Raw genomic sequence first — 24,742 nt, 5'->3', positions numbered from 1 at the left:
GTTGCGGTTGGTGAGGTATCGTTGAGGGGACTCGCAGAGCCGCGCGATCGCGTTTGATGGCTAAAATTTAGCCCGCTTCCCCTGTGCTTGAATTTTGAACATTGATTATCAGTTTTTCTCACACTACAAGTGTATGGAGGTTATTTTATCATAATATGGAAAGATGAAATGTCGGTTTCCAGTGCCGGTGGGTCGCAGCTGCTGGATCGCGCCGCCCTGCTGCTCGACCTCATCGCCGACGGCAACCCGGAGGGGGCGACGCTGAAGGAACTGGTCGACCTGTCCGGCCTCAACACGGCGACCTGCCATCGCATCCTCAACACGCTGGTCGGCCATCGGCTGCTGGCGCGCGACGACAAGCGCAAGCGCTACCGGCTCGGCGCCAAGATGTTCATCTATGGCGCCCGCGCCGCGCGCGGGCCGGGGCTGATCAGCCGCTGCGAGATGAGCCTGGCCCGGCTGCGCAAGAAGACCGGCGAGACCACGCATCTCATGGCGCGCCACAACCACGATTCCATCTGCCTCGACCGTCGCGACGGCGAATGCGTGGTGCAGACGCTCACCGGCTCCATCGGCGGCTCGGTGCCGCTCGGCGCCGGGCCGGGCAGCATCTCCATGCTCGCCTTTCTCGACCGCGAGGAGCAGGAGTTCATCCTGCGCGCCAATGCCGCCCGGCTGGGGGATTTCCGCGATCTGCCGGTCGAGAAGGCCTGGCGGCTGATCGAGGAGACGCGCATCCGCGGCTATGCGGTGGATATTGGCGAGTTGATCCCCGGCATTGCCGGCGTCGCCATGCCGATCCGCAACGAGGCCGGCGTGCCGGTCGCCTCGCTCGGCTTCACCTTTCTCTGCGCCAAGATGACACCGGGGCTGGTCGAGAACTACGCCGCGCTGCTGCGCGCCGAGATCGACCTGATCGAGCGACGGAACTGAGCCTCTCCGTCCGGCTCAGAACGATTCTTCCAGCCGACAGTTCACCGCGAACTCGGCCACGCTCGAGGTGTTCGGCAGCTCGATGAGGAAGGCGATGCTGCGGGCGAGATCCTCCGGCAAGGTCAGTTCCTCGGCGGGGAGGTCGGTGAGCGGCAGGCCCATATCGGTGGCGACGAAGCCGGGGCACACCGCGGTCGCGCGAATGCCCTGTGCGAAGCCGGCATGGCGGATGGCGTGGGCCAGCCCCGTCGCGGCGAATTTCGAGACCGCGTAGAGGCCCGAGGCAGCCGACTTCACCCGCTTGCCGGACAGCGAGGACACAATGATCACCCGGCCTTGCCCGCTCGCGACGAGATCGTCCCAGGCCGCCTTCACCAGGCGGCGCGGGGCCGCGACGTTCACCGCCATCAGCGCGTCGAAATCCGCGTCGCTGGTCTCCACCACAGTGCCGCGGATCATGATGCCGGCATTGGCGACCACGGCATCGATGCCGCCGAAGCGTGCGCGTGCCGCCGTCACCCAGTCGGCGGCCGATTGCGCGTCCAGGGCATCGTAGGGGTGTGCCTCGACGGTGCCGGCCACCTCACCTGCCCAGTCGGGCACGGCGGGGCTGCGCATGCCCAGCGAGACGTTCCAGCCCGCCGCGGCCATCACCCTGGCGGTCGCGGCGCCGATGCCGCGGCCGCCGCCGGAGATGAGAACGGTGCGTGCGCCCATCTTTTCCTCCTCAGGCATGCGGCGGAATGTCGGCGCCCTCGCGCTGCGCGGCGCGGGTGTCCTGATGACGGAAATAACGCAGCCGCAGCTTCGGCGCGTAGCTCATATAGAAGGGGGCCGGCTTCAGCGGCTCGACCTTCAGGGCGAGGTCCTTCTCCGGCACGCCGAGCGCCCATTCGGCGAGGATGCCGCCGAGCATGGAGCCGGTCGGCACGCCGCGCCCGGACAGGCCGGTGAGGGCGGCCACGCCGGGCGCGAGCCCGTAGAGGCGCGGCACGGTCTTCACCTGCATGTCGAGTTCGCCGAACCAGAAATATTCCCAGCGGATCGGCTCCCTGATCTGCGGATGCAGCCATTTCAGCCGGTCGGTCATCACTTGGCGGGTATAGTCGAGGTCGCGCCCGCGCGCGCCCATCGGGAACATCGAGGCGACGATGCGGCCTTCGGCATTGTATTTGTAGACATAGATGTCGCCGCGCCCGTCATGCATGGTGGTGTTGTGGGGCAGCACCTTGGCGCGCGTCTCCGGGTCGAGCGGCTGGGTGGCGCAGACGAACACCCGCAGGATCTTGAAGCTCTGGTCGAGCTTGGGCCATCCGGCGACCGTGTAGGCGCCGGTGGCGAACACCACCTTGTCGGCGACCACCTCGCCCTTGGCGGTCTTCACCTTCCAGCGCCCGCCCTCCTTCTCCACGCCCTCCACTCGCGAGCCGGTATGGAGGATGCCGCCTTCCTGCATCACCGCGCGGGCAAGGCCGCGGGCATAGCCGAGCGGGTTCATGTGGCCGGCCTCGGTGTGCAGCCAGCCGCCATGGAAGCGCGGGCTGCCGGTGAGCGCCTCGACCTCCTCGCGGTCGATCAGGCGAGTCTTCGCCCCCACCGCGTTGTAGCTCTCGACCTTGCCTTTCAGCACGTCGAGGGCGCCCGGCCGCAGCGCGCCCATCACATAGCCGTTCTGCTGCCACTCGCAGTCGATCTGGTAGTCGCGGATCATGGCGCTGACCCGGTCATTGGCGCGGGTCTGGCGATGGATCAGCCGTTCCGCCCAGGGCTCGCCGAGCATCTTCCGCAACGAGGCGATGCTGTAATAGCTGAAGGTCGGCGTGCAGTGGCCGGCATTGCGGCCGGAGCCGCCGAAGCCGGCCTCCTCGGCTTCCAGCACCACCACCCTCACGCCCTGCCTGGCGAGTTCGAGCGCGGTGGTCAGCCCGGTGTAGCCGGCGCCGACGACGCAGACGTCGGCGGTCAGTCGCTCTTCAAGCGGATGCGTCTCGGGAGCGGGGCGTGCGGTGGCGTACCACAGCGTGGCGTCGAAGGGAGAGAATTTGCTCATTGTCGTGCCGTGAGGTGAGGCGATGGGCTAGTGCCTATTTTTCGTACCCGATCACGCTCCAAGCAAAATCGTCAAGTAATTCCATATTCAGAAATTTCATATCATAATATTTTCATATTATGGAATATATGCATCACCGGGTCTCGCTTCCCGCGCTTGGCGAAGGCTGTCGTGCCGCATTCGGCAGGCGTCCCTCGGCTGGTGCGCCGCCGACGGTCGCGGGGCGGCCGGTCGTGAGCCGGCTTCCACCGCGCCCTTATTCATCACGCACTGCAGCATGTCCTGTCGTGTGGAGATTTACGGCGTGGGATTTCGAAAGATGAAGGCGCCATCCGCCGCCGCACGCCCGTATCGCCATCGATTTCGCATGTGCAGCAAAAATATTATCCTTTAAGGGCTTACCTCCTGTGGGCATTTTGGATTAAATGATCGTCTCCAGCGTGGGATCGATTAATAGAATACAATGCTCATAAATATGTAATACAATCGAAGTCTTCGTGCTGTGTGGGGGCGTCATGGCAAGTCAGCCAACCGGTAAGCTTTCGCTGTTTTCCCTTACCGCCATGGTCGTCGGTTCGATGGTCGGTGCGGGAATCTTCAATCTGCCGGGCCGCTTCGCGACGGCCACCGGTCCGTTCGGCGCCATCATCGCCTGGGCGATCGCCGGTACCGGCATGTACATGCTGGCGCGTGTCTTCCAGGCGCTGGCCGAGAAGCGGCCGGATATCGATGCCGGCGTCTTCGCCTATGCCAAGGCGGGCTTCGGCGACTATACGGGCTTCCTGTCGGCCTTCGGCTATTGGCTCGGCAGCTGCCTCGGCAACGTCTTCTACTGGGTGCTCATCGGCTCGACGCTGGGGCGCTTCTTCCCGGAAATATTCGGGGACGGCAGCAGCGCCACCGCGATCATCGTGTCGCTGGTCGGCATCTGGGCCTTTCACTTCATGATCCTGCGCGGGGTGGAGCAGGCGACCTTCATCAACACCATCGTCACCATCGCCAAGATCGTGCCGCTGATCGTGGCGGTGCTCGCCTTCATCTTCTTCTTCAACTACACGCAGTTCTCGGAGAATTTCTTCGGCGGCGTCGGCATGCCGGAGAAGACGCTGGTGGCACAGGTGCGCGACACCATGCTCATCACCGTCTTCGTGTTCCTCGGCATCGAGGGGGCGAGCGTCTATTCGCGCTATGCCAAGACGCGCTCGGATGTCGGCTCGGCGACCATCCTCGGCTTCGTCGCCGTCACCGGGCTCATGGTGGCCGTCACGCTGCTCCCCTATGCGACGGCGCCGCGGGCGGCGATCGCCGGGGTGTCGAATCCTTCGCTCGCCGGCGCGCTGGAACTGGTCGTCGGCCATTGGGGCGCGGTGTTCATTTCCATCGGCGTGCTGATCTCGGTGCTCGGCGCCTATCTCGCCTGGTCGCTCATCTGCGCCGAAGTGCTGTTCGCCGCCGCCAAGTCGAACGACATGCCGAAGCTCTTCGCGGCGCAGAACCGCAACCGGGTGCCCGCCAACGCGCTGTGGCTGACCAACATCGTCGTCTCGCTGTTCGTCATCTCCACTTATTGGTCGCGCGACGCCTTCAACGTCATGCTCGACATGACCAGCGTGACCGCGCTGCTGCCCTATCTGCTGGTGGCGGGCTACGGCGTGCTGCTGGCGCGCCGCGGCACCGGCTACGAGACGACGCCGCATGAGCGGGTCCGCGACCAGATCTTCGCCTGGATCGCCGTCGTCTACACGCTGTTCATGTTCTTCGCCGCCGGCCCGAAATACGTGCTGCTTCTCGCCGTGCTCTATGTTCCCAGCACCATTCTCTATTTCTGGGCGCGGCGCGAGCAGAAGGCGCGGCTGTTCGCGCCGGCCGAGCTCATCGTCTTCGGCATCACTTTGCTGGCCGGCGCCATCGGCGCCTATGGTCTCGCGACCGGCCTCATCACTCCCTGACAAGAAGGGCATCAAGGAGCCTCATCATGGAAACTCCCTTCGGCGTGCATTCCGAGGTCGGCCAGCTGCGCAAGGTGATGGTCTGTGCGCCCGGACGCGCCCATCAGCGCCTCACCCCGAGCAATTGCGACGCGCTGCTGTTCGACGACGTGCTGTGGGTCGACGTCGCCAAGCGGGACCATTTCGACTTCATCACCAAGATGCGCGACCGCGGCATCGAGGTCGTCGAGATGCACAACCTGCTCACCCAGACCCTGGCCATTCCCGAGGCCAAGAAATGGATCCTCGACAACCAGGTCGTGCCGAACCAGATCGGCCTCGGCTTCGTCCAGGAGGTGCGCGCCTATCTCGAAGGGTTGCCGGACCGCCAGCTGGCCGAGACGCTGATCGGCGGGCTGTCGACCTATGAGTTTCCCGAGACCATCGGCGGCGAGACCCTGGCGCTGATCCGCGACGCCGCCGGCGTGAACGAATATCTGCTGCCGCCGCTGCCCAACACCCTCTACACCCGCGACACCACCTGCTGGATCTATGGCGGGGTGACGCTGAACCCGCTCTACTGGCCGGCGCGGCACGAGGAGACCATCCTCACCACCTCCATCTACAAGTTCCATCCCGATTTCGCCGGCAAGGTGAATGTCTGGTGGGGCGATCCGACCAAGGATTGGGGGCTCGCCACCCTCGAGGGCGGCGACGTCATGCCGATCGGCAAGGGCAACGTGCTCATCGGCATGAGCGAGCGCACCTCGCGGCAGGCGATCAGCCAGCTCGCCGGCGAGCTGTTCGCCAAGGGCGCCGCCGAGCGGGTGATCATCGCCGCCATGCCGAAGCTGCGCGCGGCGATGCATCTCGACACTGTCTTCACCTTCGCCGACCGCGACTGCGTGCTGCTCTATCCCGACATCGTCAATGCCATCCAGTGCTTCTCCTACCGCCCGGACGGCAAGGGCGGCATCGAGCTGTCGAAGGACAAGGGCCTCGTCGAGACGGTGAGGGAGGCGCTCGGGCTCAAGGAGATCCGCGTCGTCGAAACCGGCGGCAACGACTACATGCGCGAGCGTACCCAGTGGGATTCCGGCGCCAACCTCGTCTGTGCCTCGCCGGGCGTCGTCTTCGCCTATGACCGCAACACCTATGCCAACACGCTGCTGCGCAAGGCGGGCATCGAGGTCATCACCATCGACGGGTCCGAGCTCGGGCGCGGGCGCGGCGGCGGCCATTGCATGACCTGCCCGATCATCCGCGACGCGGTGGATTTCTGATGGCGCGAGGCGCCCGGGGCGGTGCGGCGTGGTCGCGCCGTCCCGCCGCACGTGCCGATAGGCGATAGCCGTAATGAGCCAGCCGACGGACGCGAAATTCGCCCTTCCCACCCTGACCGCCATGGTGGTGGGGTCGATGGTGGGGGCTGGCATCTTCTCCCTGCCGCAGACCTTCGGCCGCGTCACCGGCGGCCTGGGCGCGCTCGCCGCCTGGGCCATCGCCGGCGGCGGCATGCTGATGCTGGCCCTGGTGTTCCAGACCCTGGCCCGCCGCCGGCCGGAGCTCGACGCCGGCGTCTACGCCTATGCCAAGGCGGGCTTCGGCGAATATCCCGGCTTCCTCTCGGCCTTGGGCTACTGGACCGTCGGCTGCCTTGGCAACGTGTCCTACTGGGTGCTGATCAAGTCCACGCTCGGGGCGCTGTTCCCCATCTTCGGCGACGGCAACACCGTCACCGCGGTGGCGGTCTCCTCGCTCGGCGTGTGGATCGTCCATTTCCTCATCCTGCGCGGTGTCCGGCAGGCGGCCTTCATCAACACCGTCGTCACCGTCGCCAAGATCATCCCGATCCTGATCTTCCTCGTCTTCGTCGGCTTCGGCTTCCAGGCCGACATCTTCGCGGTGAACTTCTACGGCGGGCCGGGGCTGGAGGCGGAAGGGCTGTTCGCGCAGGTGCGCGGCACCATGCTGGTGACGGTGTTCGTCTTCGTCGGCATCGAGGGAGCGAGCGTCTATTCGCGCTATGCCCGCCGGCGCGCGGATGTCGGGCTCGCCACCCTGCTCGGCTTTCTCGGCGTGCTCTGCCTGCTGGTGCTGGTGACGATGCTGTCCTATGGCGTGATGCTGCGCCCGGACCTCGCGGAGCTGCGCAACCCTTCCATGGCCGGCGTCCTGCGGGCGGTGGTCGGCCCGTGGGGAGCGGTGTTCGTCAGCGTGGGGCTCATCGTCTCGGTGCTGGGCGCCTATCTCTCATGGTCGCTGCTGGCGGCGGAGGTGCTGTTCTCGGCGGCGAAGATGGAGAGCATGCCGGCCTTCCTGTCGGCGGAGAACCGCAACAAGGTGCCGTTCGCGGCGCTCTGGCTCACCAACATTCTCGTGCAGTGCTTCCTGATCCTGACGCTGTTCGCCGAGCAGGCGTTCCTGCTGGCGCTCAAGCTCACCTCCTCGATGATCCTGCTGCCCTATCTGCTCACCGCCGCCTATGCGCTCAAGCTCGCCTGGACCGGCGAGAGCTACGAGGCCGGGGCGCGGGAGCGCCGCGGCGACCTCGTGCGTGCGGCGCTGGCGACGCTCTATGCCGCGGGGCTGATCTATGCCGGCGGCCTGACCTTCCTCCTGCTGTCGCTGGTGATCTACGCGCCGGGGACGGCCTTGTTCGTGATCACCCGGCGGGAGCAGGGGCGGCAGGTCTTCACGCCTGCCGAGCTGATGCTTTTCGCCGTCATCGCCGCGGGGGCGGTGCTGGCCGTCTACGGCCTGGCGACAGGGCGCATCGTCGTCTAGCGGTATCGATCGGCGGGGGCTTGTGCACAGGTGGAGCCGTCCCTCCTCCATGAAGGGGGCTGGTCCGCCGCCCCCAGACTCCGCTAGGGTGCATTTCCTCGCTCGACGTCATCCGATCAGCGGCAGTGCATGCTTCCATGAACGACGCCTTTGTGACCTTCGAGAAAGTCCGCAAGACCTATGACGGGCGCACGCTCGTCGTGTCCGATCTCGATCTGGAGATCGCCAAGGGCGAGTTCCTGACGATGCTCGGCCCGTCCGGCTCGGGCAAGACCACCTGCCTGATGATGCTCGCCGGCTTCGAGCATCCCACGGCGGGGCGGATCACCCTGGCCGGCCGCCCCATAGACGGGGTGCCGCCGCACAAGCGCGACATCGGCGTCGTCTTCCAGAACTACGCGCTGTTCCCTCACATGACGGTTCTGGAGAACGTCGCCTTCCCGCTCGACGTGCGGAAGCTGTCGGCGGCGGAGACGGAGCAGCGCGCGCGTGCGGCGCTCGGCATGGTGCATCTGCAGCATCTGGCGGACCGCAAGCCGGGCCAGCTCTCCGGCGGCCAGCAGCAGCGCGTGGCGCTGGCGCGCGCCCTGGTGTTCGAGCCGGTGCTGATCCTCATGGACGAGCCGCTCGGCGCCCTCGACAAGCAGCTGCGCGAGGCGATGCAGTACGAGATCAAGCATCTGCACGAGCGGCTCGGCGTGACCATCGTCTATGTCACGCACGACCAGGGCGAGGCGCTGACCATGTCCAATCGCGTGGCGGTGTTCAACGAGGGGCGCATCCAGCAGCTCTCGACCCCGAAGGAGCTCTACGAGCATCCGCAGAATGCCTTCGTGGCCAGCTTCATCGGCGAGAACAACGCCGTGCACGGCACGTTGAAGAGCGTGGCCGGCAATGCCGGCGAGGTGGAAACCCCGGCCGGCCTGCTGCGCTGCGATCTGCTCGGCGACCGGAGCCCCGGCGCGCGCAAGCTGGTCTCCATCCGGCCGGAGCGGGTGCATATCGCCGCGGCGGGCGCCACCTATCCGAATGTGATGCCTGCCCGGGTCGAGGAGGTGATCTATCATGGCGATCATCTCCGGCTGAGGCTGGCGACCATGGGCAGCAGCGACTTCATCGCCAAGGTGCCGAACGCCGAGAGCAGCCGCGAGTTCGTGGCCGGCCAGGAATTGCGGATCGGCTTCAACATTTCCGACTGCCTCGCCCTCGACGCCCCCGCGCGTTGAGGATCGGGCCGGGCGACGTGCCGTACGACAACAAGGGAGGGGAACCACCGTGAAGAACACCTTCGGACGACTGATCCTTGCCGCCGGCCTGACGGCCGGCCTTTCCATGGCGGCCGGCGCGGCGATGGCGCGCGACCTGACGGTGGTGGGCTGGGGCGGCACCGCCCAGGCGGCGCAGGACAAGGCGATGTTCCAGCCTTACGTCAAGGACACCGGCAACAAGCTGGTGCAGGACAGCTGGAACGGCGGCATCGGCGTGCTGCGCACCAAGGCGCAGGGGGATTCGACCTGGGACGTGGTGCAGGTCGAGGCGGACGAGCTGGTGCTCGGCTGCGAGGAAGGCATCTATGCCAAGCTCGACTGGACCAAGCTCGGCGGGCAGGAGCAGTATCTGCCGGGCATGACCGACGAATGCGGCACCGGCACCTTCGTGTGGTCCACCGCGCTCGCCTATGACAAGGCCAAGCTCGGCGACAACGGCCCCAAGAGCTGGGCCGACTTCTTCGACACCAAGAAATTCCCCGGCAAGCGCTCGCTGCGCCGCGGCCCGCGCCAGTCGCTGGAGTTCGCGCTGCTGGCGGACGGCGTGCCGCAGGGCGACGTCTACAAGGTGCTGGCGACCAAGGAAGGCGTGGACCGCGCGTTCAAGAAGCTCGACACCATCAAGAAGGACATCGTCTGGTGGGAGGCGGGCTCGCAGCCGGTGCAACTGCTGCAGTCCGGCGAGGTGGCGATGACCAGCGTCTATAACGGGCGCATCTTCGCCGTGAACAATGCCGACAAGACCAATTTCGCCCTCGCCTGGCCGGCCGGCTTCATCTACCAGGTCGACAGCTGGGTGATCCTCGCCAATTCGCCGAACAAGGACCAGGCGCAGGCCTTCCTGAAGTTCATCCAGACCTCGGCGCGGCAGCAGGAAGTGGCCAATGTGCTGGCCTATGGTCCGACGCTGAAGGACTCCACCGGCAGCATCGCCCCGAACGTGCTGCCCTATCTGCCGACGGCGCCGGGCGTGATCGAGCACGGCCTCGCCTTCGACACCGCCTTCTGGGTCGACAATATCGAGGCGCTGAACGAGCGCTTCAACGCCTGGGCCGCGCAGTGACCCGGGCCGCGTAGTGAGCCGGAAGGGCAGGGCGGCGCGATGGAGACGATGACGGCGGGCGATGGCCGGAGCCTGCGCACGGCGCTGCGTCGCGCCGAGCGCGCGCGCAGCCTGCGCGGGCTCGGCCTCGCCTTGCCGCTCGTCCTGTTCACGCTGGTCTTCTTCGTGCTGCCGATCGCCGGCATGCTGGTGAAGAGCGTGCAGAACGGCCCGATGCCGGCCATCATGCCGCAAACCTCGGCGCTGCTGCAGCAATGGCGCGGCACCGATCCGCGCGGCCTTCCCGACGAGGCGGTCTTCGCCGCCTTCGCCGGGGAGTTGCGGACCGCCTCGCAGGACCGCACGCTTCCCGAGCTCGCCACCCGGCTCAACTTCGAGAATGCCGGCTATCGATCGCTGCTGATGGCGACCGCCCGCCGGCTTCCCGAGGCGCCCGCCGGCAGCTGGCGCGACACGCTGGTCGGCCTCAACCCGCAATGGGGCGAGGTCGGGATCTGGGCGGCGCTGGGCCGCGCCTCCACCCGGCTGACCGACGGCTATCTGCTGGCCGCGCTGGATCACCGGCGCGACGACAATGATCGCGTGCAATCGACCGATGCGAGCCGGTCGATCTATGTGGCCTCGCTGCTCCGCACGCTCGAGATCAGCGCCATCGTCACGCTCATCTGCCTTGTTCTGGCCTATCCGCTCGCCTACCGGCTGGCCACCCTGCCGGAATCCACCGCCAATCTGCTGATGATCCTGGTCCTGCTGCCATTCTGGACCTCGCTGCTGGTGCGGACGGCGAGCTGGCTGGTGATCCTGCAGCGCGAGGGGCCGATCAACGAGATGCTGCAATGGCTCGGCCTCATCGACCAGCCGCTTGAGCTGGTGTTCAACCGGCCGGGCGTCATCATCGCCATGACGCATGTGCTGCTGCCCTTCATGGTGCTGCCGATCTATTCGGTGATGAAGGGCATCCCGCCCAACTACATGCGGGCGGCGACCTCGCTCGGCGCGCCCTTCTTCACCGCGTTCCGGCGGGTCTATTTCCCGCTGTCGCTGCCGGGCGTCACCGCGGGCTGCCTGCTCGTCTTCATCCTGGCCATCGGCTACTACATCACGCCGCTGCTCATCGGCGGCGCCAATGACCAGATGGTCAGCGCGCTGATCGCCTTCCTCACCCTGCAGACGCTCAACTGGGGGCTGGCGGCGGCGCTCGGCACCGTGCTGCTGGTCATCACCATCGCCCTCTATTTCGTCTATACGCGCGTCGTCGGCACCGACGGCGTGAAGCTGGGCTGACGCCATGGGACAGCGCATCCGCGGCATTCTCCTGTGGACCGTGAGCCTCCTCGTGCTCGCTTTCCTGGTGCTGCCGCTGCTGGTGATCGTGCCGATCTCCTTCTCCTCGGCCAGCTTCCTCAGCCTGCCGATTCCCGGCGTGTCGCTGCGCTGGTACGAGGCGCTGCTGACCAGCCCGGCCTGGGGGCGGGCGATCCTCAACAGTTTCATCGTCGGCGCCATCGCCACGGTGATCGCCGTCGCGCTCGGCACGCTCGCCGCGATCGGGCTGCACCGCAACGAGTTCCGCGGCAAGGCGCTGCTGATGGGGCTGCTGATCTCGCCGATGATCGTGCCGATCGTGATCGTGGCGCTCGGCAGCTATTTCTTCTATGCGCCGCTCGGGCTGTCGAGCTCGCTGCTGGGCCTCGGCCTCGCCCATGCCGCCCTCGGGGCACCGTTCGTGCTGGTCACCGTCAGCGCGACGTTGACCGGCTTCGACGCCAATTTCGCCCGCGCCGCCGCCAGCCTCGGCGCCGCCCCGCTCACTGTGTTCCGGCGGGTGACGCTGCCGATCATCGCCCCGGGGGTGATTTCCGGCGCGCTGTTCGCCTTTGTCACTTCCTTCGACGAGGTGGTGGTGGCGCTGTTCCTCACCGGGCCGCTGCAACGCACCCTGCCGCGGCAGATGTTCGACGGCATCCGCGAGAACATTAGCCCGACCATCCTCGCCGCCGCCACGCTGCTCATCGTGTTCGCCATCGTCCTGCTGCTGACGGCGGAGATGCTGCGGCGGCGCAGCCAGCGCCTGCGCGGCATCAGCTGAGCGGCCTAGGCGACGCCGTAAACCCGCAGCGTCTTCTTGGTGTATTCCTCGACATAGTCCATCAGCGCGTCCGAGGCCTGCTTGGCGCCGGCCTCGTCGCCCCTCGCGATCTTCCGGGCGATGGCGGCGTGAAGCTCGCAGACGCGCTGCAGGTCGCCGAACTCCTTGAAGTAGAGAAACCAGAAGCGTCGCGTCTGTGCCTCGATCGGGCCGATGGCCTGGGTGGCGTATTTGCTGTTGGCGGCTTGGATGACCAGCGTGTTGAATTCGCGATCCGCGGCGACGAAGGCCGCACCTTCGCGGCTTGCCGCCACCTTGTCGAAGGCGTCGGCGACGGCGGCGAATTCCCGCTTCAACGAATTGGTGGCGAAGCGCGCGGCGCGTCCGGCGAGGACGCTTTCGATGCCGCGCCGGACCTCCAGCATGCCGAGTTGCTCGACGAGGTCGATCTCGGAAACGAAGACGCCGGACCGGGGCACGACCCGCACCGTGCCCTCGAAGGACAGGCGCTGCAGCGCCTCCCGAATGGGCGTCCGGCCGATGCCGAGCGTCTTGCTGAGCGAGATCTCGGAAATCTTGTGGCCGGGCGGCAGCTTGAGGGTGACGATCATCTCCTCGATGAGCCGGTAGGCCTGGCGGGCTTGGGACAGTTCCGGCTGTTCGATCTGCTTGCCCATTACCTGTCCTTGGCTACCGCCGGCCCGTTCGCGGCAATGTAGGGCAAACGCTGGGAAAAAAAAGCAGGCGCCGCAGCGCCTGCCAGATGCCGATTGGAAGAAACGAACGGCAGGATGACCGGCCGGTCAGCCGCGCTTCAGGTCGCGCCGGATCGCCATGTGGGCGCCCTTCACGCCGTCGACGACCTGGGTGACGCGCAGGTCGCCGGCGATGCTGCACAGCGAGTAGGCCTCCTCGCGCGACAGGCCCCATTCCCGGCCGAGCAGCGCGATCATCTCCAGCACCGCCTCCTTGGTGGCCTCGTCGAGATCCTCGCTGAAGCCGTGGCAGATCCACAGGTCGGGGGTCTCGAGGATCGGGTTCTTGCTGCGCGTGCCCTTGTGCAGCACGAGCTGGATGGTGGCGTTGACATGCGCCTCGATCGCCGTGCCGTTCACCTCGCCGTCGCCCTCGGCGAAGTGGGTGTCGCCGGCCCAGAACAGCGCGCCCTTCTTGTGGACGGGGTAGAACATGCTGGTGCCGGCCACGAATTCGCGGTTGTCGACATTGCCGCCATGGACGCCGGGCGGCACGGTGCTGATCGGCTCGTCCGAGGGCGGGCAGACGCCGGCGGTGCCGAAATGCAGGCGCAGCGGCACGACGATCCCGTCCAGCGCCGGCTTGCGCTCGGAGGTCGGCACCTTCGTGTAGCGGCCGGGAATGCCGCGCTCCGGCGGGCTGTCATAGGGAAACTGGAACAGCGCCTTGGCGGTGCCCTTCTTCACGTCCGCCTCATAGACGATGACGTGTTCCTGGCTGTCGAACTCCTTGTCGAGCAGGCCCCACCGGCCCTGGAAGTTCACGCCGTAGTTGAGGCGCGGCTCCATGCTGAGGACGCGGCATTCGAGCGTGTCGCCCGGCTCGGCGCCTTCCACATAGATCGGGCCGGTGAGGATGTGGACGCCGGGGGTGCGCTGGTCTTCGGGGATGCCGTCATAGATCGCGCGGATGGCGTCGTCCATCAGGTAGTCCGGCGCGTCGCCGGCGTGATGGCACAGGCACTCGATGCGGACGATGTCGCCGGAGGCGATGGTGCAGACCGGGGCGACGCTGCCGTCGAAGGCGCCCCATTGCACGGTTTCCAGCGTCGCGGGAACCTCGTGATAGGCGATGGACGGCGCGGTGGCGAATTTGGCGTGCTTGTTCATGTCATCCCTCAGAAGGCAAAGGTGAGCTGGCCGCGGGCCGCGGCGACGGCGGCGAAGCCGATGAAGGTCCCGACGATGGCGAAGATGCCGCCGAGGACGTTGGGCGCCGGGATGGGCGCGCGGACGGCGGTGTAGATGAGGCCGGTGACCAGCCCGACGACGGCGGCCTGTATCTCGACCGCGCCGATACCGATTTCAAACATGCGTGCCTCCCGAGATCAGCTGTTGTGCGGCGGACGGCCGAAGCCGATCTGGCCGCGCATTTTCTGCACAATGAGGTAGCCGATGAACGTAAAGATGATGGCGAAGATGCCACCAAGAACGTTGGGGGCCGGGATCGGAAGGTTGAGATAGGAGTAGATCGTGCCGGTTATGAGGCCGACGGCAAGCGCAACGACTTCGTTGCGCCCTACGTAAACGTAGTGCATGGGGCGTTCCTCTCGATAATTCATCGGCGCCATTGTTTTTATATGCGGCGCCATGATTGCACGTCAGTCGTTCAATCGCTGTCGTGATACGTCAAAGTTATAAACTGACATGTCAGATTGCGCAATTGAAATATTTCGTTGAAACGACGATTGCGGACGAGATCTTGCGTGTCGATGGGCATGTCGGAGACGATGTGGTATTCGAAGACCTGCACCCGGCGTGTCGCGAGCCGCAACCGGCCGTCGCGGGCGCAGGCGGGATGGCGTCGATGCGTGCCGTGCTCGAATTCCAGAACAAACGACACAAAGGGAGGGTCGACCATGAAATATGTGGTCGCCATTATTGCCGTGATGCTCGGTACAAGTCCCGTTCTTGCCGAAAAATGGGACCTGTCGACGATGACGTGCCAGCAATTCATCAATAGCGACAAGTCGACGATCGGCGTCATCCTGTCGTGGCTGGATGCGTATTACAAGGACGAGGACGCGCCGCCGGTCATCGATACCGAGAAGTTCGTCAGCAATGCCGAGAAGCTCGGAACCTATTGCGCCGCCAATCCCCAGATCGGCCTCATAACCGCGAGCGATACGCTCTTCGGCGAATAAGATCTCCCGCCGCGCAGGCAGGAATGTCGTCGGTGGGCGGCGGTGCGCCTTCTTTCACGCCGCTCTTCATGCGCCTGGGCAAGACAACCGCCGCGACGTCCCCGTCGCGGCGGTCGTATCTCAGATCCCGATGGCGATCCCGTCGCTGCGCGGGTCGTGGGCGCCGGTGATCGTCCCGTCATCGCCGATCACGATCGCCCCGGCCTGGCCGGCGAGGGCGCTGTTGGCGGGGATGAGGCTGGTCTGGTGGCCCATCCGCTCCAGCGCCGCGACGGTCGCCGGGCTGATGCTCCGCTCCAGCTTGAGCGTGTCGCGGCTGTCCGAGAAGGTGCGGCCGAGCAGGAAGCGCGGCCGGGCCAGCGCCTCCGACGGGTCGAGCCCGTAGTCGATGAGGCGCGTCAGCACCACGGTGAGCGTCTGCGGCTGGCCGTCCGCGCCCTGGGTCCCGTAGAGGATATGCGGCTTGCCGCCCTTGAGCGCCATGCCGGGATTGAGGGTGTAGAACGGCCGCTTGCCGGGGGCGATGGCGTTCGGGCTCTTCGGATCGGTGCTGAAGGCGGCGCCGCGATTCTGCCAGAGCACGCCGGTGTCGCCGACCACCACGCCGCTGCCCCAGTCGAAATAGGTGCTCTGCAGCACGCTGACGCTGCGGCCCTGTGCATCGGTGGCGCCGAAGAACACGGTGTCGCCGGTCTTGAACACCGCCGGCCACGGCATGGCGCGCTTGCGGTCGATCGCCGCCGCCTTGCGGTCGAGCAGCGCGGCGTCGAGCCACAGATCGGCCGGCAGGTCGACGAAATGCGGGTCGGCGATCCGGCCGCGGTCGAGGAAGGCCTGTTTCACCGCCTCGACGCAGAGATGGTAATATTCCGGGCTGCCTTCCTCGACGGCGGCGAGGTCGAAGCGGTTCAGCACGCCGAGGATGGCGAGCGTCGAGATGCCCTGGGTGGGCGGCGGCGGCGCCAGCAGCGTCAGGCCGCGATAGTCGAGCGCCACCGGCTCCTCGAGCAGCGCGCGGGTGGCCCGCAGATCTTCGGCGGTCAGCGGCGAGCCGGCTTGCGCGAGCCCCTTGGCCAGCCGCGCGGCGAGCTCGCCCTCGTAGAAGTCGCGGGCGCCGTTGCGGGCGATGAGCTTCAGGCTCTCGGCGAGCTGCTTCTGCACGAAGGTGTCGCCGGTGCGCGGCGCCGTGCCGCCGGGAAGGAAGGTCTCCACGAAGCCCGGCCAGGCGGGCAGGTCGTTCTTGCGGAAATCGGTCCAGAAGGCCTGCGAGGGCGAATAGGCGAAGCCGTTCTCGGCATAGCCGATGGCCGGGTCCATCAGTTCGGCGAGATTCCGGCGCCCGCCCCAATGGGTGGCCGAGAAATCCAGCGCCACGCGCCAGGCATCGACGGCGCAGGCGGAGGAGGCGGTCGAGGCCGGGCCGCGCACCGGGATCGGGCCGCTATAGGCGGGCACCTTCATCGGCGCCTGGCCGATGCCCATGATGGTGCTGCGCCGGCCGTCGCTGTCGGCGATCATCCAGATCGCGTCGCCGCCGATGCCGCAGAAATGCGGGTAGGTGACGGCGATCGCGGCGCCGATCGCGACCGCCGCCTCGATGGCGTTGCCGCCTTCGCGCAGCACCTTGGCGCCGGCTTCGCTGGCGAGGGTGTGCGGGCTGGTGACCATTCCCTTCGAGGATGTCGCGAGGCGCGGCCGGACGATGCCCGCACCCGGATCCCCCTCGGCCTGCGCCGAGGGGCCGAGGGCGGCGAGCGAGGCGGCGCTCGCCGAGGCGGAGAGGAAGGACCTGCGGGACATGGACACGACTTTCAACCTTTCAGGGAAGCACTTGGGACGCGGCGCTCAGGGACGCGCCGGCGCGGGGGCCGCCGCGGGACGCGGCGCAGGGTGGTGGTGCACGCCGAACTTGGCGGTGAGGATGGCATAGACCGGCCCGAGCGCGTTCATGGCGGCCACCGCGGCGAGCGCCACCAGCGGGTCCTTCGGCACCGGTCCGAAGCCGCCGAAATAGGTGGCGAAATAGGAGGCGAAGCCGAAGAACATTCCCGGGATCAGGCTCAGCGGCTCGAAGCGGCCGAGCGCCATCATGCTTCCGTTCAGGCAGAACAGGATGGCGCATTGCGCGAGCGTCAGCGCCGTCCCCGAGAGGTTCTGCGCGGCGACGCCGAACAGCACCACGATGATGCAGGCGGTGACATTGCCGAGCAGCATGGTCGGCCAGATCTTGCGGAGGATCTCGGGCTTGGGGCCGCCGGCGGCGAAGGTGCCGGCCCAGCCGACGAAGATCGCCCAGACGGGCAGGTGCCAGGGATAGAACAGGGTCGTCACCGCCAGGGTGGAGGAGACGATTTCGACGGGCAGCTTCCTCATGATGTCATTCCTTGTTTGGCGGGTTGGCGCCCGCGGTAGTTCATCGAATGCTCCCGGCCGCAGTCGCGGCAGATGCGGCTGTCCACCGTGGTCACCACGGTCACGCGCCCGCGCTTCAGCACCCAGGAGCGGGCCGGCAGGTCGAGCAGGGCGTCGGCGACCGACAGCGTGTCGAGGATGACGATGTCGGCCTGCTTTCCGACCGCCAGCCCGTAATCGTCGGACACGCCCACCGCCCGCGCGGCGTTCACCGTGCCCATCTTCAGGATCTCGACCTGGTGCTCGGGAGTGCCGAACTGGACGAGATGCGCGAGCAGATTGCCGATCACCAGCGGGTCGGCCTTGCCGAACGGCGTGAAGGCGTTGCGGATGTTGTTCGACGAATAGGCGACGTTGACGCCGGCCTCGTGCAGCGCGCGCACCGGGGTGAGCCCGCGCCGGGGCTTCGCCTCGTCCTTGCGGCCGCCGAGATAGACGTCGGTCGCCGGCAGGGTGACGATATGCACGTCGGCGCGCCGGAGCAGCTCGATCACCGGCGCCAGCTCGTCGGGCGGCAGCGCCCCGAGGCTGGTGACGTGGCCGAGCGCGACACGGCCCTGATAGCCGGTCGCGATGGTCTTCTCGGCGATGTAGCGCGCCGAGGCGAAGCGCTGGTCGCCGACGTCGTCGGCGAAGTCGGCATGCATGTCGACCGGCAGGCCGCGCTTCATCGCGAGGTCGAAGACCTTGTCGATATGGCTGCGGGTGTCGTCCCAGCTCAGCTCGTTATAGGGGCAGCCGCCGACGACGTCGGCGCCCATGTCGAGCGCCTCCTCCATCAGCTCGTCGACGCCCTCGGTCTTGAGGATGCCCTCCTGCGGGAAGGCGACGATCTGGATGTCGATGAGGTCGCGATATTCCTCGCGCAGGGCGAGCGCCGTCTCGACGCCGATCAGCCCCTGGATCGGGTCGACGTCCGGGTGCGCCCGCACCAGGGTGGTGCCGTTGGCCACCGCCATGTCCAGCACGCGGCGGGAGCGCTCCAGCACGTCCTCCCGCTCCTGCTTCGCCTTGAGGATGCCGGTGACGCGGATCGCCTCTTCGAGCGTGCCGGTGCGCGCCGGCAGCCGGCGATGCAGGAAGGCCTTGTCGAGATGCAGGTGAGGCTCGATGAAGCCCGGCAGCGCGGCGCGCCCGCCGGCATCGATCTCCTCCTCGCCGCTTTCCTCGATGGTTTCGGCGATTTCCACGATGCGGCCGTTCTCGACGCCGATGTCCATCAGCGGCTTTTCGTCGTCGATACGGACACGGCGCAGGACGATGTCCATCAGCGTCTTCCTCCTCCGGTGACCCATTCAGGGTCCTCATTATGGGAGGAACTCTGGCGCTGACCGAACGTCATGCCAATCGGCGCCGTCCGGTGGCGGCCTAGGACTTTTCCGAGCTGCGACGCAGCGTATGTCAGGCGAGTTTCTTCGCGAGCGCGTAACGCACGAGATCGGCGGTGGTCTTCGCGCCCATCTTCACCAGGACGTTCGATTTGTGGGTCGAGGCGGTCTTCACGCTGAGTTCCAGCGCATGGGCGATGGCGGAAACGGTCTTGCCGGCCACCAGCATGTCGAAGATCTGCCGCTCGCGCGCGGTCAGCCGCTCATGCGGGCGGGGATCCTCCGGTTCGAGCATCTGGCGGATCATCGCCTGCGAGGCGGCCGGGCTGACCGCGAGCTCGCCGGCGGCGGCCTTGCGCAAGGCGTCGAACAGCTGGTCCGAGGCGCTCGACTTGGTCACGTAGCCGGCGGCCCCGGCCTTCAGGGCCTCGATCACATATTGGCGCTCCTCGTGCATGGACAGCACCACCACCCGCTGGCCGCCGCCATGCGCGGCGACCTCGCGCACGAGGGCGATGCCGGAGGCACCCGGCATCGACAGGTCGAGCAGCACCACGTCGCAGGGAGCCCCGTCGAGGCGGCGCAGCAGCTCGTCGCCGCTGGTGGCCTCGCCGACGATGGCGAAGTCGGGCTGGTCGCCGAGGAGCTGCTTCAGGCCCTCGCGGAAGATCGCGTGGTCGTCGGCGATCCAGATGCGGATCATCGCTTCTCCTCCCCCGAGCGGCGGCGCGTCAGCGGCAGCCGCACCGTCACCGTCGTGCCGCGGCCGGGGATGCCGAGGATTTCCACCGAGCCGCCGACGAGGCGGGCCCGCTCGCGCATGCCGGCGAGCCCGAGGCGGCCGCCCGGCGTCGCGGAGGGATCGATGCCGCAGCCATCGTCGGCGACCTCGATCTCGAAGTCCTGGCGCCACCGGCGGCCGGATACCCTTATCCGGGACGCGCCGCCATGGCGGACGGCGTTGGTCAGTGCCTCCTGCACGATGCGGAAGGCGGCGGTGCGGGCTTCCGCGTCGAGGCGCTGGGCGGCGGCGTCGATATCGAGCGCGACCGGAAGCTGCGCGGTGTCGGCGACCGTCTGCGTCAGCCATTCCAGCGCGGCGGGCAGGCCGAGCTCGTCGAGGATCAGCGGCCGCAGTTCGGTGGCGATGCGGCGCAGGTCGGAGACGGAGCGGTCGACGATGGCGATCAGCCGGTCGATCTGGGCCGCCGCGGCCTCGGGCGAGGCGAGGGCGCGCGTCTTCAGCGACACCAGCTGCATCTTGATCGCCGTCAGCGTCTGGCCCAGCTCGTCATGCAGCTCGCGCGCGATCCGGGCGCGCTCGCTTTCCCGGGCCTTCTGCTCGGCGCCGGACAGCCGCCGCAACTCCGCCCGCGAGGCGATCAGCTCGTCCTCCGACGCCTTGCGCTGCGTGATGTCGCGGGAGATGCCGACCGTGCCGATGATATGGCCGGCCTCGTCGCGGATCGGCGACTTGATGGTGTCGTACCAGCGCAGCTCGCCGGAGGGGATGGGACGGCTCTCCTCGTAGCGGCGGCGCTTGCCGCTGCGGAGCACCGCATGGTCGGTCCGCAGATAAACCTCGGCGATCTCCGGCGGCCACAGGTCTTCCGGCCGCTTGCCGATGACCTCGGCCTCGGCGAGCCCGAGAAATTCGAGATAGGCGGCGCTCACCGCGAGGTAGCGCGAGTCGCGGTCCTTCAGCCACGCCATGTCGGGAATGTTCTCGAGCAAAGCGCGGCGCAGCCGAAGATCGGCGGCTTCGGTCGGGGTCATGGGTGCGATCCACGCGGGGCCACTACCTTGTTCGGGCTGATCGGGATCATCGTTCGCGCCCTCCTCGGCTGTCGCGCGCATGCTCCTGGGGGCCGCTCCGGGAAGTCAAGTGCGTGCCGCGAGCCGGCAGGACCGTCCGCGAAGCTCGGGCCGCCGGCACCACCGGTCAGGTCCCCCGAAACACCGCCTTCCGCTTTTCGAGGAAGGCGGCGATGCCCTCCTGGAAATCGGCGCTCTCATAGACCTGCCGGCGCATGTCCTGGATCCGTTCGAACACCTGCGCCGCGATCGGCTGGTAGTCGCTGAGCACCCGGAGCTGTTCCTTGATGACCGCCACCGCCAGGGGGGCCTTGGCGGTCATTCCCTCCGCCAGCGTCCGGGTGAAGCCCTCGAGCTCGGCCGAGGGAACGAGATGGTTGACGATGTGCCAGTGCTCGGCGTCCGCCGCCTTGAGCGGCGCCGCGGTGAAGAACATCTCCTTGATCAGGTTCATCGGCAGCCGCCCGATGAAGTGCATCAGCCCGGTGGTGTTGTAGGGCAGGCCCAGATTGACCGGCGTGATGGCGAAGCTCGCGGTCTCGTCGGCGACGATCATGTCGCAGGACAGGACCAGGTCGAACGCCCCGCCCCAGACGGTTCCGTGCACCATGGCGATGACCGGCACCGGCAGCTCGCGGATGGCGCGCAGCGCCTTCTCCAGCGGGTCGGAATAGCCGAGGGGGTCTTCGTGTCCCCTGGGCAGTTCCTTGATGTCGTGCCCGGCCGACCATACGGGAAGCCCCGCCGCGGCGCGCAGGATCACGACGCGCACCTCCTGCGTGTCGAGGCTCTTCAAGCCGGCGACGAGGGCATCGAGCAGGGCGGCGCTGAGCGCGTTGCGCTTGGCGGCGTTGTTGAGGGTCAGCGTCGCCACGCGGTTGGCGATCCCGACCGTGACCAGATCGGAGGGGGGCGTGTCGCTCATCGCCCCGCTCCCACGAACTCGGCGAGGATGGCGGCGCGGTCGGCGTCGAGCTCGGGGGGAGGCGCGAAGCTCGCCGGCTCGGCGGCGCCCACCACCTTGATCGGGTTGCCAGCCACCTTGATCGCGCCGGCGACGGGATCCTGCACGGTGACGATCATGTTGCGCGCCGCGACCTGCGGCTCCTGCATCATGTGCGGGATGTCGTTGATCGGCGCGCAGGGCACGCCCTTGGCGTTCAGGGCGTCGAGCCAGGCGGCGACGGAGCGGGTGCGGAGCGTCGTCTCCATCGCCGCCTGCAGCGCGTCGACGTTGAGATGGCGCAGATCGTTGGAGACGAAGCGGGCGTCGGTCGCAAGGTCGGGGCGTTCCAGCGCCTCGGTCATGAGCCGGTACAGATGATCGTTGCCGGCGGCGATGACCAGGTTGCCGTCCTGTGCGGCGAAGGACTGGAAGGGGGCGATCGAGGGGTGGCGGGTGCCCTTGGGGCCGGGGACCTCTCCGGTCTTGTCATAGGCGGTGACGGCGTCTTCCATGATCGCGATCTGGCAATCGAGCATCGCGATGTCGATCTTGTTCGCTTCGCCGGAGATGGCGCGCCTGTAGAGCGCGGCGGTGATGCCGTTCGCGAGATAGATGCCGGCGGCGATGTCGCCGATGGAGATGCCGACGCGGGCGGGTGGCTGGCCGGGATAGCCGGTCACGCTCATGATGCCGCCGAGGCCCTGCACCACCATGTCGTAGGCGGCGCGCTGGGAGATCGGGCCGCTGTCGCCGAAGCCGGAGGCCGCGCCGTAGATCAGGTGCGGAAACCGCGGATGCAGCACGTCCCAGCCATAGCCGAGCTTCTCCATGGTGCCCGGCCGGTAGTTCTCGACCAGCACGTCCGCCTTCTCCAGCAGCGTCTCGAAGATGGCGCGGTCGTCGGCGTTCTTCAGGTTGAGAGCGATGCTCTCCTTGTTGCAGTTGATGGCGGAGAAATAGAGCGACTTGCCATTGGCGAACGGGCCGAAGGCGCGGGAATCGTCGCCGGTGCCGGGTATTTCCACCTTGATCACCCGCGCCCCCAGATTGGCGAGGGTCATGGTGCAGAACGGCCCGGCCAGCACGCGGGACAGGTCGATGATGGTGACGCCCGACAAAAGCGGGGTGGAAGGGGCGGATTCGGCCACGCGAAGCTCCTCGTTGTGCCGGCCTTTTCCGGGGCCGCAGGTCTGCGCCCGCCTTGCCCGAGGCCTGTTTCCTCAAGGGCACGATAACCAAGTCCCGGGCGGAAATCATCACCACGGCACCGCCGCGCCCGAGACGCCCCGGAAGGGAAACGCCCGCGCCGCGACGGTGCCCGGGCCGGCGCGATGTCCGGGCACGAGCGGTTCCGGCCGGCGGTTGGAAGAGGCCCCGGGCGGGTCGATTGACCGCCATGCCGCGCTCCACCATCCTTTCCGGCCATCGCTTTTCTGGAGAGGCCGATGTCCGCCGACGCGAAACGGGTGTTCCTGAACTACGATCAGCAGGAACTCGACAGGGCCTATGACCAGTCGGTCTGGGCGCCGCAAATGGCGCAGCTCGAAGCCGATGACGGGCTCGCCAGCGCCGCGGTCCGCAAGATCATGCCGCCGCTCACGAAGCAATACGGCCCGGCCGGGAGCGACGTGATCGACGTGTTCGTGCCGGAGGGAGCCCGTGCGGCCCCGATCCTGGTCTTCATCCATGGCGGGGCCTGGACCCGCAACACCAGGGAGGATGCGTCCTACCCGGCGCCGACCTTCGTGGGGCGCGGCGCCGCTTATCTCGCGCCCGATTTCGGTAGCCTCAAGACGGTACGCCTGCCGCAGATGGTCGAATCGTGCCGCGCCGCCGTCGCGTGGACGATCCGTAACGCCGGCAGCTTCGGCGGCGATCCCGGCCGCGTGTTCCTCGCCGGGCATTCATCTGGCGCGCATCTGGCCGCCTGCGTGCTCACGACCGATTGGACGGCCCACGGCCTGCCGCGGGATGCCGTCAAGGGCGGCTTTCTGGTGAGCGGCATGTACGACCTGCATCCGGTCCTGCTGTCGTCGCGCCGGGAATATCTGCACGTCACGCCCGAGGAGGTCGTGGAGTTCAGCCCCATCCGGCATCTCGATCGGATCTCCTGCCCGATCGGCATCGCGTCGGGGGATGGAGACAGCCCGGAATTCGCGCGCCAGTCGGATGTGTTCGCGAGGGCGCTGGAGGGCATGGGACGATTGGCGAGCCGAACCGTCGCGGTCGACGCCAATCATTTCCAGGTGCCCGGGAGGCTCGCGCAGCCGGACACGGACGTCAGCCGGGCGGCCTTCCGGTTGATGGGAATATGAGGGCCCGTGCCGCAGCGTGGCGGGGCCGGGATGGTGGGGTGGCGAACCCTGTGCGTTGCGCGGAATGCTCGTCCGCACCCCCTTGAACCGCGCGCGGCGCCCCCCTAATGTGCGCCGCGTCGATGCGGGCGTAGTTCAATGGTAGAACGGCAGCTTCCCAAGCTGCATACGAGGGTTCGATTCCCTTCGCCCGCTCCAGTCTCCCCCGATGTTCTCGATTTCCCGCAACCTTCGGTTGACGTTGCCGGCTCCCTCCTATTCCCTTGCGGAAAAGGGAGGGGTGGATGGACGAGGCATTCCTTGCGCGCGTGAACGGCGATCGTCTCACTAGTCGACAGATCGACGAATTGATCGGTATTTCCCGCGGTCTCATCGCAGACGGGCAGATTAACGAGGCCGAGGTTCAGTTTCTCCAGAAGTGGCTTGCCGCCAATCTGGCGATCAGCGCCGAGCCCCTGATTCACGGTCTCTACGAGCGTGTTGCCGCGATCCTCGCCGACAGCGTGGTGGACGAACAGGAGAAGACAGAGCTGTTGGAGACGCTGGAGCGTTTCACTGCGGGCAATTTCGAGCTCGGCGAGGTGCTCAAGTCGACCAGCCTGCCGCTTTGCCAGCCGGCGCCGGCTCTCAGCTTTGCCGGCCAGCGCTACTGCTTCACGGGCACCTTCACTTTCGGCCAGCGCCGGCATTGCGAAGCCGCCGTGGTGGAGCGCGGCGCGCAGGTCGGCGGCATCACACAGAAGACGCAGGTGCTGGTCATCGGTGCCTATGCCACCGAATCCTGGAAACACTCTTCCTTCGGCAACAAGATCCTGCAGGCCGTCGAGTGGCGGAGCAGTGGCCTGCCGATCTCCATCGTGTCCGAGGAGCACTGGCGACGGCATCTGTGACGGATGGCAGGCCTTCTTC

25 protein-coding genes and 1 tRNA gene are annotated in these 24,742 nt (G+C 67.2%); 12 read left to right on the top strand and 14 right to left on the bottom strand.

All coding sequences use genetic code 11. The features are described 5' to 3' along the window. The first annotated feature begins 168 nt into the window (after positions 1–168). A complete protein-coding gene (locus KHC19_RS03410; RefSeq protein ID WP_213350590.1) occupies positions 169–933 on the top strand; it encodes an IclR family transcriptional regulator in 765 nt (254 codons plus the stop codon). A 15-nt stretch (positions 934–948) separates the two neighbouring features. On the opposite strand, the gene KHC19_RS03405 is transcribed toward KHC19_RS03410, so the two are convergent. Beyond that, entirely contained in the window at positions 949–1,650 is a 702-nt protein-coding gene (locus KHC19_RS03405) for an SDR family NAD(P)-dependent oxidoreductase (protein ID WP_213350589.1), read from the bottom strand. A 10-nt stretch (positions 1,651–1,660) separates the two neighbouring features. Further along, a complete protein-coding gene (locus tag KHC19_RS03400) occupies positions 1,661–2,983 on the bottom strand; it encodes an NAD(P)/FAD-dependent oxidoreductase (protein ID WP_213350588.1) in 1,323 nt (440 codons plus the stop codon). A 515-nt stretch (positions 2,984–3,498) separates the two neighbouring features. Here KHC19_RS03400 and KHC19_RS03395 point away from each other — a divergent pair. From KHC19_RS03395 to KHC19_RS03365, 7 genes are all read left to right on the top strand, one after another. Beyond that, positions 3,499–4,932 (top strand): basic amino acid/polyamine antiporter, encoded by a 1,434-nt coding sequence (locus tag KHC19_RS03395; protein WP_213350587.1) that lies wholly within the window; start codon positions 3,499–3,501, stop codon positions 4,930–4,932. A gap of 26 nt (positions 4,933–4,958) precedes the next feature. Continuing rightward, complete coding sequence (locus tag KHC19_RS03390; RefSeq protein WP_213350586.1) at positions 4,959–6,194, top strand: arginine deiminase; 1,236 nt, start codon at positions 4,959–4,961, stop codon at positions 6,192–6,194. A 73-nt stretch (positions 6,195–6,267) separates the two neighbouring features. Further along, positions 6,268–7,698, top strand: a complete 1,431-nt coding sequence (locus tag KHC19_RS03385) for a basic amino acid/polyamine antiporter (RefSeq protein WP_213350585.1) — start codon at positions 6,268–6,270, stop codon at positions 7,696–7,698. Positions 7,699–7,835: 137 nt separating this feature from the next. Then, positions 7,836–8,924 (top strand): ABC transporter ATP-binding protein, encoded by a 1,089-nt coding sequence (locus KHC19_RS03380; protein ID WP_213350584.1) that lies wholly within the window; start codon positions 7,836–7,838, stop codon positions 8,922–8,924. Between the two features lie 106 nt (positions 8,925–9,030). After that, complete coding sequence (locus KHC19_RS03375; RefSeq protein WP_213351031.1) at positions 9,031–10,029, top strand: ABC transporter substrate-binding protein; 999 nt, start codon at positions 9,031–9,033, stop codon at positions 10,027–10,029. A 39-nt stretch (positions 10,030–10,068) separates the two neighbouring features. Continuing rightward, the gene (locus KHC19_RS03370) at positions 10,069–11,313 is read left to right on the top strand and encodes an ABC transporter permease (protein ID WP_213350583.1); all 1,245 of its coding nucleotides are present in this window, start codon (positions 10,069–10,071) and stop codon (positions 11,311–11,313) included. A 4-nt stretch (positions 11,314–11,317) separates the two neighbouring features. Further along, positions 11,318–12,118, top strand: coding sequence for an ABC transporter permease (locus KHC19_RS03365; protein WP_213350582.1), 801 nt, complete (start codon positions 11,318–11,320; stop codon positions 12,116–12,118). A 5-nt stretch (positions 12,119–12,123) separates the two neighbouring features. Here the strand turns inward: KHC19_RS03365 and KHC19_RS03360 are convergent, their stop codons facing one another. The 5 genes from KHC19_RS03360 to KHC19_RS03340 all read right to left on the bottom strand — a co-directional run bounded on the left by KHC19_RS03360 (position 12,124) and on the right by KHC19_RS03340 (position 14,734). Then, entirely contained in the window at positions 12,124–12,795 is a 672-nt protein-coding gene (locus KHC19_RS03360; protein ID WP_213350581.1) for a GntR family transcriptional regulator, read from the bottom strand. Positions 12,796–12,921: 126 nt separating this feature from the next. Next, on the bottom strand, positions 12,922–13,983 hold the full coding sequence (locus KHC19_RS03355; protein ID WP_213350580.1) for an acetamidase/formamidase family protein: 1,062 nt from the start codon (positions 13,981–13,983) through the stop codon (positions 12,922–12,924). Positions 13,984–13,991: 8 nt separating this feature from the next. Further along, positions 13,992–14,186, bottom strand: coding sequence for a XapX domain-containing protein (locus KHC19_RS03350; protein ID WP_213350579.1), 195 nt, complete (start codon positions 14,184–14,186; stop codon positions 13,992–13,994). A 15-nt stretch (positions 14,187–14,201) separates the two neighbouring features. Next, positions 14,202–14,411, bottom strand: a complete 210-nt coding sequence (locus KHC19_RS03345) for a DUF1427 family protein (protein WP_213350578.1) — start codon at positions 14,409–14,411, stop codon at positions 14,202–14,204. A 71-nt stretch (positions 14,412–14,482) separates the two neighbouring features. Then, positions 14,483–14,734, bottom strand: coding sequence for a hypothetical protein (locus tag KHC19_RS03340; protein ID WP_213350577.1), 252 nt, complete (start codon positions 14,732–14,734; stop codon positions 14,483–14,485). Here KHC19_RS03340 and KHC19_RS03335 point away from each other — a divergent pair. Next, positions 14,733–15,017 carry an HdeA/HdeB family chaperone gene (locus KHC19_RS03335; protein WP_213350576.1) on the top strand — a complete coding sequence of 95 codons (285 nt, stop codon included), beginning with the start codon at positions 14,733–14,735 and terminating at the stop codon, positions 15,015–15,017. The two genes, KHC19_RS03340 and KHC19_RS03335, sit on opposite strands and share 2 nt — an antisense overlap. Positions 15,018–15,137: 120 nt before the next feature. Here KHC19_RS03335 and ggt read toward each other — a convergent pair whose 3' ends face one another. From ggt to KHC19_RS03300, 7 genes are all read right to left on the bottom strand, one after another. After that, positions 15,138–16,685, bottom strand: coding sequence for a gamma-glutamyltransferase (ggt, locus tag KHC19_RS03330; RefSeq protein ID WP_213351030.1), 1,548 nt, complete (start codon positions 16,683–16,685; stop codon positions 15,138–15,140). Between the two features lie 177 nt (positions 16,686–16,862). Then, a complete protein-coding gene (locus tag KHC19_RS03325; RefSeq protein WP_213350575.1) occupies positions 16,863–17,390 on the bottom strand; it encodes a DUF1097 domain-containing protein in 528 nt (175 codons plus the stop codon). Next, positions 17,387–18,697, bottom strand: a complete 1,311-nt coding sequence (locus tag KHC19_RS03320) for an amidohydrolase family protein (RefSeq protein ID WP_213350574.1) — start codon at positions 18,695–18,697, stop codon at positions 17,387–17,389. Before KHC19_RS03320 ends, KHC19_RS03325 begins: the two co-directional genes overlap by 4 nt. A 133-nt stretch (positions 18,698–18,830) precedes the next feature. Next, entirely contained in the window at positions 18,831–19,460 is a 630-nt protein-coding gene (locus KHC19_RS03315; protein WP_213350573.1) for a response regulator transcription factor, read from the bottom strand. Further along, positions 19,457–20,533, bottom strand: coding sequence for a PAS domain-containing sensor histidine kinase (locus KHC19_RS03310; protein ID WP_213350572.1), 1,077 nt, complete (start codon positions 20,531–20,533; stop codon positions 19,457–19,459). The genes KHC19_RS03315 and KHC19_RS03310 overlap by 4 nt, the downstream gene beginning before the upstream one ends. Positions 20,534–20,699: 166 nt before the next feature. Beyond that, positions 20,700–21,497, bottom strand: coding sequence for a methylmalonyl-CoA decarboxylase (scpB, locus tag KHC19_RS03305; RefSeq protein ID WP_213350571.1), 798 nt, complete (start codon positions 21,495–21,497; stop codon positions 20,700–20,702). Continuing rightward, a complete protein-coding gene (locus KHC19_RS03300; RefSeq protein WP_213350570.1) occupies positions 21,494–22,666 on the bottom strand; it encodes a CaiB/BaiF CoA transferase family protein in 1,173 nt (390 codons plus the stop codon). The genes scpB and KHC19_RS03300 overlap by 4 nt, the downstream gene beginning before the upstream one ends. Positions 22,667–22,963: 297 nt before the next feature. Here KHC19_RS03300 and KHC19_RS03295 point away from each other — a divergent pair, with 297 nt between their 5' ends. The 3 genes from KHC19_RS03295 (at position 22,964) to KHC19_RS03285 (ending at position 24,723) form a co-directional block, all read left to right on the top strand. After that, positions 22,964–23,833, top strand: a complete 870-nt coding sequence (locus tag KHC19_RS03295) for an alpha/beta hydrolase (RefSeq protein ID WP_213350569.1) — start codon at positions 22,964–22,966, stop codon at positions 23,831–23,833. 124 nt (positions 23,834–23,957) lie between these two features. After that, positions 23,958–24,031 (top strand) — tRNA-Gly (locus KHC19_RS03290). 86 nt (positions 24,032–24,117) lie between these two features. Further along, the gene (locus tag KHC19_RS03285) at positions 24,118–24,723 is read left to right on the top strand and encodes a BRCT domain-containing protein (RefSeq protein ID WP_213350568.1); all 606 of its coding nucleotides are present in this window, start codon (positions 24,118–24,120) and stop codon (positions 24,721–24,723) included. Positions 24,724–24,742 lie beyond the last annotated feature (19 nt).

Source organism: Ancylobacter oerskovii (assembly GCF_018390555.1).
Taxonomy (GTDB): Bacteria; Pseudomonadota; Alphaproteobacteria; order Rhizobiales; family Xanthobacteraceae; genus Ancylobacter; species Ancylobacter oerskovii.
This window is presented reverse-complemented; position numbering and strand designations above follow the sequence as displayed.

Excerpts from the sequence above, each read along its gene's own strand:
- KHC19_RS03410 (WP_213350590.1), top strand. The coding sequence starts at position 169 with ATGTCGGTTTCCAGTGCCGGTGGGTCGCAGCTGCTGGATCGCGCCGCC.
- KHC19_RS03405 (WP_213350589.1), bottom strand. The coding sequence starts at position 1,650 with ATGGGCGCACGCACCGTTCTCATCTCCGGCGGCGGCCGCGGCATCGGC.
- KHC19_RS03400 (WP_213350588.1), bottom strand. The coding sequence starts at position 2,983 with ATGAGCAAATTCTCTCCCTTCGACGCCACGCTGTGGTACGCCACCGCA.
- KHC19_RS03395 (WP_213350587.1), top strand. The coding sequence starts at position 3,499 with ATGGCAAGTCAGCCAACCGGTAAGCTTTCGCTGTTTTCCCTTACCGCC.
- KHC19_RS03390 (WP_213350586.1), top strand. The coding sequence starts at position 4,959 with ATGGAAACTCCCTTCGGCGTGCATTCCGAGGTCGGCCAGCTGCGCAAG.
- KHC19_RS03385 (WP_213350585.1), top strand. The coding sequence starts at position 6,268 with ATGAGCCAGCCGACGGACGCGAAATTCGCCCTTCCCACCCTGACCGCC.
- KHC19_RS03380 (WP_213350584.1), top strand. The coding sequence starts at position 7,836 with ATGAACGACGCCTTTGTGACCTTCGAGAAAGTCCGCAAGACCTATGAC.
- KHC19_RS03375 (WP_213351031.1), top strand. The coding sequence starts at position 9,031 with ATGGCGGCCGGCGCGGCGATGGCGCGCGACCTGACGGTGGTGGGCTGG.
- KHC19_RS03370 (WP_213350583.1), top strand. The coding sequence starts at position 10,069 with ATGGAGACGATGACGGCGGGCGATGGCCGGAGCCTGCGCACGGCGCTG.
- KHC19_RS03365 (WP_213350582.1), top strand. The coding sequence starts at position 11,318 with ATGGGACAGCGCATCCGCGGCATTCTCCTGTGGACCGTGAGCCTCCTC.
- KHC19_RS03360 (WP_213350581.1), bottom strand. The coding sequence starts at position 12,795 with ATGGGCAAGCAGATCGAACAGCCGGAACTGTCCCAAGCCCGCCAGGCC.
- KHC19_RS03355 (WP_213350580.1), bottom strand. The coding sequence starts at position 13,983 with ATGAACAAGCACGCCAAATTCGCCACCGCGCCGTCCATCGCCTATCAC.
- KHC19_RS03350 (WP_213350579.1), bottom strand. The coding sequence starts at position 14,186 with ATGTTTGAAATCGGTATCGGCGCGGTCGAGATACAGGCCGCCGTCGTC.
- KHC19_RS03345 (WP_213350578.1), bottom strand. The coding sequence starts at position 14,411 with ATGCACTACGTTTACGTAGGGCGCAACGAAGTCGTTGCGCTTGCCGTC.
- KHC19_RS03335 (WP_213350576.1), top strand. The coding sequence starts at position 14,733 with ATGAAATATGTGGTCGCCATTATTGCCGTGATGCTCGGTACAAGTCCC.
- KHC19_RS03340 (WP_213350577.1), bottom strand. The coding sequence starts at position 14,734 with ATGGTCGACCCTCCCTTTGTGTCGTTTGTTCTGGAATTCGAGCACGGC.
- ggt (WP_213351030.1), bottom strand. The coding sequence starts at position 16,685 with ATGGTCACCAGCCCGCACACCCTCGCCAGCGAAGCCGGCGCCAAGGTG.
- KHC19_RS03325 (WP_213350575.1), bottom strand. The coding sequence starts at position 17,390 with ATGAGGAAGCTGCCCGTCGAAATCGTCTCCTCCACCCTGGCGGTGACG.
- KHC19_RS03320 (WP_213350574.1), bottom strand. The coding sequence starts at position 18,697 with ATGGACATCGTCCTGCGCCGTGTCCGTATCGACGACGAAAAGCCGCTG.
- KHC19_RS03315 (WP_213350573.1), bottom strand. The coding sequence starts at position 19,460 with ATGATCCGCATCTGGATCGCCGACGACCACGCGATCTTCCGCGAGGGC.
- KHC19_RS03310 (WP_213350572.1), bottom strand. The coding sequence starts at position 20,533 with ATGACCCCGACCGAAGCCGCCGATCTTCGGCTGCGCCGCGCTTTGCTC.
- scpB (WP_213350571.1), bottom strand. The coding sequence starts at position 21,497 with ATGAGCGACACGCCCCCCTCCGATCTGGTCACGGTCGGGATCGCCAAC.
- KHC19_RS03295 (WP_213350569.1), top strand. The coding sequence starts at position 22,964 with ATGTCCGCCGACGCGAAACGGGTGTTCCTGAACTACGATCAGCAGGAA.
- KHC19_RS03285 (WP_213350568.1), top strand. The coding sequence starts at position 24,118 with ATGGACGAGGCATTCCTTGCGCGCGTGAACGGCGATCGTCTCACTAGT.